Below are 12,271 nucleotides of genomic sequence, written 5' to 3'. Positions count from 1 at the left end.
TGAGTAACAGCTTGAGGCCGGCTAAATCCGCGAATGGATTTTTCAAGACCGCAGTGAGGACATCCATGCGCCAACCCGATATCGAGATTTACCTGAAAGACGCCGACGTCGACTACAAGACCGTCGCCGATTGGCTGAGCGCCGCGTTGGGCCCGTGCAGTGAGTGGGTCAAGAAAGGCCAGACCTACAAGTGCAAGGCTGGCAACGTGCCGGTGACTTGGCTGCCGAAAGCCGTGGGCAAGTGGAACAGCCTGTTCCTGGACAGCGACCAGACCCCGTGGGAAGACGACATCGCCTGCGCCCGCGCAGCCTTTGCCGCGCTGAACGTCGAAGTGCGTTGCGCGCCGGGTACGTGGGTCGAGGAAGAAGGTGAAGAAACCGCCGATCGCTGGATGCGCATCAGTGCTGACGGTGAAGAAGAAATCACCTGGAAGACCGCGTAAAACCAGCAACACCAAACAAATGTGGGAGCGGGCTTGCTCGCGAATGCGGTGTGTCAGTCGACATCAACGTTGACTGATACACCGCATTCGCGAGCAAGTCCGCTCCCACAGTAGTTTTGGGTGATCGGAAGAGTGGGTTTACAGACCTACAACATCCTCAGCCTGCAATCCCTTCTCGCCCGTCACCACGCCATATTCAACCTGCTGGCCTTCAGCCAGCGAACGGTGGCCTTCGCCGCGGATCGCGCGGTAATGCACGAACACGTCCACCCCGTCCTCGCGTTGAATGAAGCCGTAGCCCTTGGCGTCGTTGAACCACTTCACACTGCCGGTCTCGCGCGTAGCCATGTCTCGTTACCCCCTTGTTTTTATTTTGAGCGGTCGAGTATATGACAGCCGCGAAAACTCTCAACTCAAGATTACTTGACCGCTTTTTTGCCGATTTTCGGCGAATACGGCACACTAGGGGGCATTCTCAATTAGTTTCCGCGCCGCGCCGGGTCTGCTGTTGTGCAGGGCAAGGCGCGAGAAGCGTGGTTTGGTCGTTCCAAATAAGCTTCGAGCAACGCAGCCCTGCACAACAGAAGGCCCGGCCCTTCGGGTTGTGCCTTAAAGCGGGCCAGACTGCGTTGCAGTCCTTGGAAAGGGAACAACCATTCCCAGCGGCCTGCGCCTTGCCTGGCCCGCTTTAAGGCGACAACGCGACGCGGAAACTAATTGAGAACGCCCCCCGACCGCCCGAGCAAACGCTCGGTTTTATTCACTCACGCAGAAGCCGTATGACCCGCTCCCCGTTCCGCCGTCTTGTGTTTGGCACCCTGCGCCGACTGTTGTACCTCTGGGTTCGCTCGGAGACGATCAACCAGTCGTCCTTTACCCTCAACCTCGACCGCAGCCGTCCGGTGTTTTACGTCCTGCAAAATCCTTCGCTGACCGACCTGGCCGTGGTCGACACCGAGTGCACCAAGGCCGGCCTGCCGCGCCCCGTGCTGCCGGTGTCTGTCGGTGCGTTGATCGAACCTGCCGCGTTCTTTTACCTGACGCCGGAGCCTGACTGGCTCGGCCGCCAGGACAAACGCGGCGCACCGCCGACCCTGACTCGTCTGGTCAGCGCCCTGAGCCAGAATGCCGCCGAAGATGCGCAGATCATCCCGGTCAGCGTGTTCTGGGGCCAGTCGCCGGACAGCGAGTCGAGCCCGTGGAAACTGTTGTTCGCCGACAGCTGGGCGGTCACCGGGCGGTTGCGCCGCTTGCTCAGCATCATCGTGCTGGGGCGCAAGACCCGGGTGCAGTTCTCGGCGCCGATCCATCTGCGCGAATTGATCGAGAACAACAAGGGCCACGAGCGCACCGTGCGCATGGCCCAGCGGATCCTGCGGGTGCACTTCCGCAACCTCAAGGCAGCGGTGATCGGCCCGGACATTTCCCACCGTCGCAATCTGGTCAAAGGCCTGCTCAATCAGCCACTGGTCAAACAAGCGATCCTCGACGAAGCCGAGCGCGAGAACATCTCCCCGGAAAAAGCCAAGGCCCAGGCCTTGCGCTATGGCAACGAGATCGCCTCGGACTACACCTACACCGCGATCCGCTTCCTGGAAGTGGTGCTGAGCTGGTTCTGGAACAAGATCTACGACGGGATCAAGGTCAACCACATCGAAGGCGTGCAGAAAGTCGCCCAGGGTCACGAAGTGATCTATGTGCCGTGCCATCGCAGCCACATCGATTACCTGCTGCTCTCGTACCTGCTGTTCCGCAATGGCCTGACCCCGCCGCACATTGCCGCCGGGATCAACCTGAACATGCCGGTGATCGGCAGCCTGTTGCGCCGTGGCGGTGCGTTTTTCATGCGCCGTACCTTCAAGGGCAACCCGCTGTACACCTCGGTGTTCAACGAATACCTGCACACCCTGTTCACCAAAGGCTTCCCGGTGGAGTACTTCGTCGAGGGCGGCCGGTCTCGCACCGGGCGCATGCTGCAACCGAAAACCGGGATGCTGGCAATCACCCTGCGCAGCTTCCTGCGTTCGTCGCGCATGCCCATCGTGTTCATCCCGGTGTACATCGGTTATGAGCGTGTGCTGGAAGGCCGGACCTACCTCGGCGAATTGCGCGGCGCGAGCAAGAAGAAAGAATCGATCTTCGATATTTTCAAAGTCATCGGCGCCCTCAAGCAGCGCTTCGGCCAGGTGGCGGTGAACTTCGGCGAGCCGATCAAACTCGCGGAGTTCCTCGACAGCGAGCAGCCGGACTGGCGTTCCCAGGAGCTCGGCCCGCAGTTCAAACCGGCGTGGCTCAACGAAACCACTAACCGTCTCGGCGAGAAAGTCGCACAGCATTTGAACGAAGCGGCGGCGATCAACCCGGTCAACCTGGTGGCCCTGGCGTTGCTGTCCACCAGTCGTTTGGCGCTGGATGATCGTGCGATGGCGCGGGTCCTGGATTTGTATCTGGCGTTATTGCGCAAAGTCCCGTACTCGCCGCACACCACGTTGCCGGAAGGTGATGGTCGGGCGCTGATCGAGCATGTGAAGGACATGGACCTGCTGTCCGAACAGAGCGATGCCCTGGGCAAGATTCTGTACCTGGACGAGCAGAACGCTGTCCTGATGACCTACTACCGCAACAACGTGTTGCACATCTTCGCCTTGCCGGCACTGTTGGCGAGTTTCTTCCAGAGTGCGTCGCGCATGAGCCGCGAACAGATCCTGCGCTATACCCGCGCGCTGTATCCGTACTTGCAATCGGAGCTGTTCATTCGCTGGTCCATGGATGAGCTGGACGGCGTGGTCGATCAATGGCTGGAGGCGTTCGTCGAACAAGGCCTGCTGCGTTTCGAGAACGATGTGTACCTGCGCCCGGCGCCGAGTTCGCGGCATTTCGTGCTGCTGACCCTGCTGTCGAAAAGCATCGCCCAGACCCTGCAACGTTTCTACATGACTGTGTCCTTGCTGCTCAACAGCGGACAGAACAGTATCAGCGCCGAAGAACTGGAAGACCTGTGCACCGTCATGGCCCAGCGCCTGTCGATCCTCCACGGCTTGAACGCCCCGGAGTTCTTCGACAAGAGCCTGTTCCGCCACTTCATCCAGACCCTGCTCGATCTGGACGTGCTCAAGCGCGACGAAGCAGGCAAGTTAAGCTATCACGAACTGCTCGGCGAACTGGCCGAAGGCGCGGCCAAGCGTGTGCTGCCGGCGGAGATTCGCTTGTCGATCCGCCAAGTGGCGTTGCATCGCAGTGAAGATGCGGCGGAACAGGTCGCCACACAACCCGAAGCTTGATGCTATCCCCTGTGGGAGCGGGCTTGCTCGCGAAAGCGGTTTAACTTTCAACATCCCTGTTGTCTGACACACCGCCTTCGCGAGCAAGCCCGCTCCCACATTGATTGGAGAACCATGATGAAAAAACTCTCTCTATTGGCCCTGACCGCATTGCTAGGAGCCTGCCAATCCATGCACCCCGGCGCCAAGACCAGCCTCGACGGCGAAGTGTTCTACCTGCAACGCATCGCCCTGCCGCCGAGCGCCACGTTGAGTGTCAGCCTGCAAGACGTGTCCCTGGCTGATGCGCCAGCCGTGGTCCTCGACGAACAGAAAGGCCCGGTCAAAGGCCAGGTGCCGCTGCCGTTTCATCTGAGCTACGATCCGGCCCAGGTCAAACCCGGCCACCGTTATTCGGTCAGTGCACGCATTGAAGTGAACGGTGAACTGATGTTCATCACCACCGAGAACCACGCGGTGCAACTCGATGGCAACGACCCGCAGCCGCTGAAAATCCGTGTCGACGCCGTCCGCTAATTCCCCCTATTTGTACAAGGAAGCCGCCATGCTCCGCCCTACCCTTCGCTTCGCCGGCCTGTGTGCAGGCTTGATGATTTCCGCCAGCGCCCTCGCCCTGTCCCTCAGCGACCTGTCGCAAAATGACGCCACCGGTGGCCTCAAGGACGCCCTGACCCAAGGCGCGCAACTGGCCGTTAAACAACTCGGCACGCCGGGCGGTTTCAGCAACAACCCGGACGTGAAGATCGAACTGCCGGGCAAACTCGGCAAAGTCGCCAGCAAGATGAAGGCCTTCGGCATGGGCACCCAGGTTGATCAACTGGAAACCAGCATGAACAAAGCGGCGGAAACCGCCGTGACCCAGGCCCAACCGATCCTGGTCGATGCCGTGAAAAAAATGAGTGTGTCCGACGCCAAGGGCATCCTCAGCGGCGGCAAAGACTCGGCCACGCAATACCTGGATAAAACCAGCCGCGAACAGATCCGCGCCAAGTTCCTGCCGATCGTCAAGCAAGCCACCGACCAGGTCGGCCTGGCCAAACAATACAACTCGTTCGCTGGCCAAGCCGCGACCCTCGGTGTAGTGGACGCGAAAAGCGCCAACATCGAAAGCTACGTGACGGAGCAGGCGTTGAACGGCTTGTTCGAGATGATCGGCAAACAGGAAGAAACCATCCGCCAGAACCCGGCGGCGGCGGCGACCAGCCTCGCGAAGAAGGTGTTCGGCACGCTCTAAGCTCGAACACAAAACCCTGTGGGAGCGGGCTTGCTCGCGATAGCGGCCGTCCAGTCGGAAATGTATTGCCTGACATGACGCCTTCGCGAGCAAGCCCGCTCCCACAAGAAGTCAGGCTTCTGCGGTAGACCTCGGTAAAGCCAGTCACCGCCCGCAATACGATCGAACACTGGAAATCGATGAAGTAAGTCAGGTCCAGGTCATCGGCTTCGGTGTGCAGATACGAGCGTCCGTACTTCACCGGCGCGTTGCGCAGCAATGTGCTGATGGCGATGTAGCGAAAGGCCGAAAAGTCATTCTTGAACATGAACCAGTAAAACAGCGCCCGGGCGACACGGCCATTGCCGTCGCGAAACGGATGCTCGTAGCCCAAGGCAAAATGTAGCGCGATGGCTTTGATCAATGGATGAACATAGTCCGCGTGGAAGGGGTCGTTGTGGGCCTGGTTGATCCACTTCGTCAACCCAAGCAAGCGTGAGGCAAGCCCCGCTGCGGGAGGCGGTGTGTGGACGGTGTTGCCCTCACCGTCCTGCACCACCACATCATCCCTGACCCTGAAAATTCCGGGACTGTATTGCACGTCGTCGATGCCTTCGACACCCACGCGATGGATCGCCGCGATCAACTCGACGCTCAAGGGTTGCTCACGCATTTCCCAGGCGAAATTCATCATCTTGTAATTGCCGATGACCATGCGCTCATCCGGCGTGCGCGGCAGGCGCCTGCGCTTGAGCATGTCCTTGGCCACCCGCGTGGTGGTGGCCGCGCCTTCCAGTTGGCTGCTGCTGATGGCTTCGTCTTCGATCAGGTCATTGAGCAAATAACTGAAGTGCGCGTGTTCACCAATCTGACCAGTCATATATTCCAGCGCTGCCGTGGTTGCTTGCCGATCAACCGCCGAAATCGCTTTTTGCGCGACCGGTGTCAGCACGAAATTGCCCCACTGGATCGGCTCACCCAATGGCAGCAAGCTGGCGTACTGGGCGGTTCGGGCTTTCTTGACCAATGCCCAACAGAGATGGGAATCCAGACCCGGTTCCCAGCGGTAGCGCAAATCATCAAACGGAAGATATCGCCCCTGATCGTCCAGAGGCTTGAGCAGAGCAAGGTAATCCGACAGGCGTTCCTTGTGAGGCGATTGCGCCAACAGGTCAAACACCGGGTCAGACCTGCCCTTCAGCGTGGGGGGCTTTTTCATGGAGGCTGTCTCAGAAACTCATCAAAACCGAGTCAGGAGTACAGCATTCAGCCCTCTGCGACTCAATATCAGAGCATTCTGAAATATTTGTAGGAAATCTTATGTGGGAGATTGCTCGCGAAGGCGGTGTGTCAGTCAACGTTGATATCGACTGACACACCGCCTTCGCGAGCAAGCCCGCTCCCACAAAAGCAGGCGGCCCTTAGGCCGCCAGATCACGCGGGATCTTTCTTGATCCTGAACCACGCCGCATATAGCGCCGGCAGGAACAGCAACGTCAACGCTGTCGCCACGATCAACCCGCCCATGATTGCCACAGCCATCGGCCCGAAGAACACGCTGCGGGACAGCGGGATCATCGCCAGCACGGCGGCGAGTGCCGTCAACACGATGGGCCGGAATCGGCGCACGGTGGCTTCGATGATCGCCTGCCATGGTTTGAGGCCGGCGGCGATGTCTTGTTCGATCTGGTCCACCAGGATCACCGAGTTGCGCATGATCATCCCGGACAAGGCGATGGTCCCGAGCATGGCAACGAAACCGAACGGCTGGCGGAACACCATCAGGAACAAGGTCACGCCGATCAAGCCCAACGGCGCTGTCAGAAATACCATCGCTGTGCGTGAGAAACTGCGCAGTTGCAGCATCAGCAAGGTCAACACGACCACGATGAAAAGCGGCACGCCGGCCTTCACCGAGTTCTGCCCACGGGCCGAGTCTTCCACGGTGCCGCCGACTTCCAGCAAGTAGCCGTCCGGCAGTTGGGCACGGATCGGGTCGAGGGTCGGCATGATCTGCTGCACCAGGGTCGCCGGTTGTTCCTTGCCATAGATGTCGGCACGAATCGTCACGTTGGGCAGGCGATTGCGGTGCCAGATAATGCCTTCTTCGAAGCCATATTCCAGGGTCGCAATCTGCGACAGCGCGACGCTTTTGCCGTTGTCAGTGGGCACCGCCAAGCTCGGCAGCAGCGACAACTCGGTACGTTCATGCACCGTGCCGCGCAGCAGGATTTCGATCAACTCGTTGTCTTCGCGATACTGGCTGACGCTGGAACCGGTCAGGGAGCTTTGCAAGAACTTCGACAGGTTGGCGGTGCTCACGCCGAGGGCCCGCGCGCGATCCTGATCGACATTCAGGTACACGACTTTGCTCGGCTCTTCCCAGTCCAGATGCACGTTGACCACGTGAGGATTCTCGCGAACCTTCTCCGCGACTTTGCGCGCCAGGGCCCGGACTTCCTCGATGTGTTCACCGGTCACCCGGAACTGCACCGGGTAGCCAACCGGCGGGCCGTTTTCCAAACGCGTAACCCGCGAGCGCAGGGCCGGGAATTGTTCGTTGAGTGTTTCGATCAGCCAGGTGCGCAGGGTTTCGCGCTCTTCGATGGTCTTGGCCAGGACCACAAACTGGGCGAAGCTCGCTGCGGGAAGTTGCTGATCCAGCGGTAGGTAAAATCGCGGCGAACCGGTGCCGACGTAGGCCACGTAATTGTCGATGCCGGCGTGATCCTTCAACAGACCTTCAAGGCGTTTAACCTCGTCGGTGGTGTTGCTCAGGGACGCGCCTTCGGCCAGTTTCAGGTCGACCATCAATTCCAGACGACCCGAAGCCGGGAAGAATTGCTGCGGTACGAAGCGGAACAGGAAGATGGAGCCGATGAACAACACCACGGTCAACACGATCACGGTCTTACGCCAGCGCACGCACCATTCCACCAAGCGCCGAACGCGTTGATAGAACGGCGTGCCGTAAGGGTCAGGCTGACCGCCCGTAGTGCCGTGTTTGGCGGCATGAATCTTCGCCAGGTCCGGTAGGAGTTTTTCCCCGAGGTACGGCACAAACACCACGGCGGCAATCCACGACGCCAGCAGCGCGATGGTCACCACCTGGAAGATCGAGCGGGTGTATTCACCGGTGCCGGATTGCGCGGTGGCGATCGGCAGGAACCCGGCTGCGGTGATCAGCGTGCCGGTCAGCATCGGAAACGCGGTGCTGGTCCAGGCGAAACTGGCGGCTTTGATCCGGTCGAAACCCTGCTCCATTTTGATCGCCATCATTTCCACGGCGATGATTGCGTCGTCCACCAGCAAACCCAGGGCCAGTACCAATGCGCCAAGGGAAATCTTGTGCAAGCCGATGCCGAGGTAATACATGCAGGCAAAGGTCATCGCCAGCACCAGCGGAATGGCCAGCGCCACCACCATCCCGGTGCGTACGCCGAGGGAGAAAAAGCTCACCAGCAACACAATCGCCAGCGCTTCCACCAGCACCTGGACGAACTCGCCGACTCCGGTTTTCACTGCGGCGGGCTGGTCCGAGACCTTGCGCAGTTGCATGCCGGCAGGAAGGTTTTTCTGGATGCGGTCGAACTCGACTTCCAGGGCCTTGCCGAGCACCAGAATGTCGCCGCCGTCCTTCATGGCCACGGCCAGACCGATGGCGTCTTCAGCCATGAAGCGCATGCGCGGCGCCGGTGGATCGTTGAAACCGCGACGCACATCGGCGACATCGGCGATACGGAACGTACGATCACCGACCCGGATCGGGAAGTTCTTGATCTGATCGACCGTCTGAAAATTCCCCGAGACCCGTAGCTGCAATCGCTCGCTGCTGGTTTCGAAGAATCCGGCGGTGGACACCGCGTTCTGTTCTTCAAGCGCCTGTTGCACGGCGGCCAATGGCAAACCCAGCGTGGCGAGTTTGACGTTGGACAGTTCGATCCAGATCTTCTCGTCCTGCAAACCCAGCAGATCGACCTTGCCCACATCCTTGACCCGTTGCAGCTGAATCTGGATGCGGTCGGCATAATCCTTCAGCACCGCGTAGTCAAAACCGTCGCCGGTCAGGGCGTAGATGTTGCCGAACGTGGTGCCGAATTCATCGTTGAAAAACGGCCCTTGAATACCCGGCGGCAGGGTCTGGCGGATATCGCTAATCTTTTTGCGGACCTGATACCACAGCTCAGGAATCTGCGCCGAGTGCATCGAATCCCGGGCCATGAACGTCACTTGGGATTCCCCCGGACGGGAGAACGAGACGATGCGCTCGTACTCGCCGGTTTCCATCAGCTTCTTTTCAATGCGCTCGGTGACCTGACGCGACACTTCCTGGGCCGTGGCCCCCGGCCAGTTGGTGCGAATCACCATGGCTTTGAAAGTGAACGGCGGGTCTTCGCTTTGGCCGAGTTTGGTGTAGGAAAGCGCGCCTACGATGGCCAGCAAGAGCATCAGGAACAGTACGATCTGGCGATTGCGCAGCGCCCATTCGGAAAGATTGAAACCCATCGGGGATTACTCCTTGTCCGCCAGATTGACCACGCGGTTGGAGCGATCCACCGGGCGCACTTGCTGCCCGTCATGAAGCACATGAACACCGGCGGCTACCACCCAGTCGCTGGCATTCAACCCTTCCAGTACCGGCACGGTTTTCTCACCGAAGGCACCGACCCGGACCGGGACTTTTTTCAAGGTGTTGTTGGCGCCGACCACCCAAACGTAAGTGGCGCCGTTTTCGGCGGTGACGGCCGACAAAGGCACTGCCAGTGGCACGACTGCGGCGGTCTGGATAAACACCCGGGCGCTCTGGCCGAGTTCGGCGGGGACTTTGCCGGAAGTGAAGGCAATACGTGCCGCGAAGGTCCGGGATTTTGGATCGGCGGCGGGCGACAGTTCACGGATGCGCCCGGAAAAACGTTGATCGGGTTGGGTCCAGAGTTCCACCGACACCGGTTGATCGACCTTGAATCGACCAAAGCTTTGCTCCGGCAGGCTGATCAGTACTTCGCGCTCGCCATCGGTGGCGAGGGTGAACACGGTTTGCCCGGCGGCCACCACTTGACCGACTTCCACCGCTCGCTTGGCCACCACGCCGTCCTGCGGCGCACGCAGCACCGCGTAACTGGCCTGATTGGTCGAGACGCTGAATTCGGCTTTGATTTGTTTGAGGCGCGCTTCACCGGATCGGTAAAGGTTTTCGGAATTGTCGTACGCAGACTTACTCACCATCTGACGGTCCATCAGCGTCTTGTAGCGATCCCGCTCGGCGCGAACCAGGTTCAGATTGGCTTCGGCGGCGGCGACCTGGGCGCGAGTGGCTTCCAGTTGCAGGCGTACATCCTGGGGATCGAGCTCGGCCAAGGGTTGATCGGCCTTGACCCGCTGGCCTTCCTCGACCAGTCGTCGGCTGACTTTGCCGCCAATGCGGAAGGCCAGATCCGGCTCATAACGGGCACGAACTTCACCGGGATAGCTTTCCATCGCCTGGGCCGAAGGCTGCGGCTGCACCACCATGGCCGGGCGCACGCTGACTTGCGGCGCCTCTTCATGACCGCACGCCGACAATAAAAAAGCCAGACTGACTGGCAACGCGAGGGGCAAGGCATAGCGGAACATGGTGAAGGACCTTTCGCTAATGGTGCTTGGAATAATTATACTGGCGGGTATGTTATTAATAGCAAACTCACCAGTCCAGTATTAAAAGCGAAGAATGTCGAACAATCTTTCAACCTCCAATGGTCCGGGTCGCCCCAAGGATCTGGCCAAGCGCCAGGCCATCCTCGATGCGGCTAAAATTCTGTTCCTGAGTAATGGCTATGCCAGCACCAGCATGGATGCCGTGGCGGCCGAGGCCGGGGTGTCTAAACTGACGGTCTACAGCCATTTCAACGACAAGGAGACGCTGTTCTCCGCCGCCGTGGTGGCCAAGTGCGAAGAGCAACTGCCACCGCTGTTCTTCGAATTGCCGGACGGCATCGCGGTGGAAACAGTGCTGTTGAACATCGCCCGTGGCTTTCATCATCTGATCAACAGCGATGAGTCGGTGAACCTGCACCGCTTGATGATCAGCCTGGGCAGCCAGGACCCGAAGCTGTCGCTGATCTTTTTCGAAGCCGGACCGGAACGCATGTTGAATGGCATGGAACGGTTGCTGGGCCAAATCAACCAATCCGGTGCACTGAGCATCGATAAACCGCGCAATGCCGCCGAGCATTTCTTTTGCCTGCTCAAGGGTGCGGGGAATTTTCGCTTGCTGTATGGCTGCGGCGATCCGTTGACCGGGGATGCGGCCGAGGAACATGTGCTTGAGGTGGTGGGGTTGTTTATGCGGGCTTATCGGCCTGAGGCAGTCTGATCGATTTGCAGTGTCTGGGCGGGCGCTTTCGCGAGCGAGCCCGCTCCCACAGGGGATCTACGGTGTTGCACAGATCCAATGTGGGAGCGGGCTTGCTCGCGAAGCAGGCGCCTCGGTCTTAAGGCTTGAGCGCCTTCTTCGGATAAATGTCATACCGACTGGATTTGCCGTCCAGCGCATGACTCGGCTTCGGCCCGGCAATGCACGGCGCCTTGCGCGGGCGCTTGACCACCACTCGGTGGCTGGCCAATGCCAACGCCGCTTCGAGCAAGGCCGGTGCGTCCGGGTCATCCCCCACCAACGGGCGGAACAGGCGCATTTCCTTCTTCACCAGCGCGGTTTTCTCACGGTGCGGGAACATCGGGTCGAGGTAGATCACCTGGGGCGGCTCCCCTTCCCAATTGCGCATCACTTCAATCGAGTTGCCCTTGAGCAAACGCATCCGCGCCACGATCGGCGCCACGTCGAAATCTTCCGCCCCTCGGGCCAGGCCATCTTCGAGCAACGCGCCGATCAGCGGCTGGCGCTCGATCAGGCTCATCTCACAACCCAGGCTCGCCAGCACAAACGCATCCTTGCCCAGCCCTGCCGTGGCATCCAGCACCCGTGGCCGCACGCCTTGGGCGATGCCGACCGCTTTGGCGATCATCTGCCCGGTGCCGCCACCGAACAACCGACGATGCGCCGCACCACCCTCGACGAAGTCCACCCGCACCGGCCCCGGTGCGTCGGGCCCCAGCTGTTGCAGCTGCAAACCCTGTTCGCCGACCTGCAAGGCAAACTCGCCGTCATCCACCTGCAGGGGCAAGCCCAGGCGCTCGGCCCATTGCTCGGCCTGTGGCTGAAACGCCGGGGCCGAAGCCTCGACATGGATGCGGCAGGCCGCGGGTTGTTCAATCATGGGAAAAGGTGCTCAAAAAATTAATGATCGGCAAAAAACGTCCGATAACAAAACTATCGAGCATTTTGCCAGAGCTGAGCG

The 12,271-nt window shown here is 59.9% G+C and carries 9 protein-coding genes and 1 pseudogene; 5 read left to right on the top strand and 5 right to left on the bottom strand.

Translation table 11 applies throughout. The features are described from left to right. The first annotated feature begins 65 nt into the window (after positions 1–65). On the top strand, positions 66–443 hold the full coding sequence (locus ACIQY3_RS29235; RefSeq protein WP_403026805.1) for a hypothetical protein: 378 nt from the start codon (positions 66–68) through the stop codon (positions 441–443). A 138-nt stretch (positions 444–581) separates the two neighbouring features. On the opposite strand, the gene ACIQY3_RS29230 is transcribed toward ACIQY3_RS29235, so the two are convergent. Further along, the gene (locus ACIQY3_RS29230; RefSeq protein WP_403026800.1) at positions 582–791 is read right to left on the bottom strand and encodes a cold-shock protein; all 210 of its coding nucleotides are present in this window, start codon (positions 789–791) and stop codon (positions 582–584) included. A gap of 431 nt (positions 792–1,222) precedes the next feature. Here ACIQY3_RS29230 and plsB point away from each other — a divergent pair, with 431 nt between their 5' ends. From plsB to ACIQY3_RS29215, 3 genes are all read left to right on the top strand, one after another. Further along, on the top strand, positions 1,223–3,724 hold the full coding sequence (gene plsB / locus ACIQY3_RS29225) for a glycerol-3-phosphate 1-O-acyltransferase PlsB (protein WP_403026797.1): 2,502 nt from the start codon (positions 1,223–1,225) through the stop codon (positions 3,722–3,724). 117 nt (positions 3,725–3,841) lie between these two features. Beyond that, positions 3,842–4,240 (top strand): YbaY family lipoprotein, encoded by a 399-nt coding sequence (locus ACIQY3_RS29220; RefSeq protein WP_403026794.1) that lies wholly within the window; start codon positions 3,842–3,844, stop codon positions 4,238–4,240. Positions 4,241–4,268: 28 nt separating this feature from the next. Beyond that, positions 4,269–4,958, top strand: coding sequence for a DUF4197 domain-containing protein (locus ACIQY3_RS29215; RefSeq protein ID WP_403026792.1), 690 nt, complete (start codon positions 4,269–4,271; stop codon positions 4,956–4,958). Between the two features lie 112 nt (positions 4,959–5,070). Here the strand turns inward: ACIQY3_RS29215 and ACIQY3_RS29210 are convergent. The 3 genes and pseudogenes from ACIQY3_RS29210 to ACIQY3_RS29200 all read right to left on the bottom strand — a co-directional run. Beyond that, a pseudogene (locus tag ACIQY3_RS29210) lies at positions 5,071–6,156 on the bottom strand (Fic family protein); the annotation flags it as partial. Positions 6,157–6,371: 215 nt separating this feature from the next. Beyond that, complete coding sequence (locus ACIQY3_RS29205; protein WP_403026790.1) at positions 6,372–9,443, bottom strand: efflux RND transporter permease subunit; 3,072 nt, start codon at positions 9,441–9,443, stop codon at positions 6,372–6,374. Positions 9,444–9,449: 6 nt separating this feature from the next. After that, positions 9,450–10,550 (bottom strand): efflux RND transporter periplasmic adaptor subunit, encoded by a 1,101-nt coding sequence (locus ACIQY3_RS29200; RefSeq protein ID WP_403026787.1) that lies wholly within the window; start codon positions 10,548–10,550, stop codon positions 9,450–9,452. Positions 10,551–10,644: 94 nt separating this feature from the next. On the opposite strand from ACIQY3_RS29200, the gene ACIQY3_RS29195 reads away from it, so the two are divergent. Next, complete coding sequence (locus ACIQY3_RS29195; protein WP_403026785.1) at positions 10,645–11,289, top strand: TetR/AcrR family transcriptional regulator; 645 nt, start codon at positions 10,645–10,647, stop codon at positions 11,287–11,289. A gap of 118 nt (positions 11,290–11,407) precedes the next feature. Here the strand turns inward: ACIQY3_RS29195 and ACIQY3_RS29190 are convergent, their stop codons facing one another. Continuing rightward, entirely contained in the window at positions 11,408–12,190 is a 783-nt protein-coding gene (locus ACIQY3_RS29190; protein WP_123405700.1) for a class I SAM-dependent methyltransferase, read from the bottom strand. Between the last annotated feature and the right edge of the window lie 81 nt (positions 12,191–12,271).

Origin of the sequence: Pseudomonas sp. NPDC096950 (genome assembly GCF_044762525.1) — a bacterium.
Taxonomy (GTDB): Bacteria; Pseudomonadota; Gammaproteobacteria; order Pseudomonadales; family Pseudomonadaceae; genus Aquipseudomonas.
Note: the sequence above shows the minus strand (reverse complement) of the source record. Positions and strands in the feature narration are given on the sequence as shown.

Bases quoted from the DNA above. Each gene is read 5' to 3' on its own strand.
- ACIQY3_RS29190 (WP_123405700.1), bottom strand. From the start codon at position 12,190: ATGATTGAACAACCCGCGGCCTGCCGCATCCATGTCGAGGCTTCGGCC.
- plsB (WP_403026797.1), top strand. From the start codon at position 1,223: ATGACCCGCTCCCCGTTCCGCCGTCTTGTGTTTGGCACCCTGCGCCGA.
- ACIQY3_RS29220 (WP_403026794.1), top strand. From the start codon at position 3,842: ATGAAAAAACTCTCTCTATTGGCCCTGACCGCATTGCTAGGAGCCTGC.
- ACIQY3_RS29230 (WP_403026800.1), bottom strand. From the start codon at position 791: ATGGCTACGCGCGAGACCGGCAGTGTGAAGTGGTTCAACGACGCCAAG.
- ACIQY3_RS29205 (WP_403026790.1), bottom strand. From the start codon at position 9,443: ATGGGTTTCAATCTTTCCGAATGGGCGCTGCGCAATCGCCAGATCGTA.
- ACIQY3_RS29235 (WP_403026805.1), top strand. From the start codon at position 66: ATGCGCCAACCCGATATCGAGATTTACCTGAAAGACGCCGACGTCGAC.
- ACIQY3_RS29200 (WP_403026787.1), bottom strand. From the start codon at position 10,550: ATGTTCCGCTATGCCTTGCCCCTCGCGTTGCCAGTCAGTCTGGCTTTT.
- ACIQY3_RS29215 (WP_403026792.1), top strand. From the start codon at position 4,269: ATGCTCCGCCCTACCCTTCGCTTCGCCGGCCTGTGTGCAGGCTTGATG.
- ACIQY3_RS29195 (WP_403026785.1), top strand. From the start codon at position 10,645: ATGTCGAACAATCTTTCAACCTCCAATGGTCCGGGTCGCCCCAAGGAT.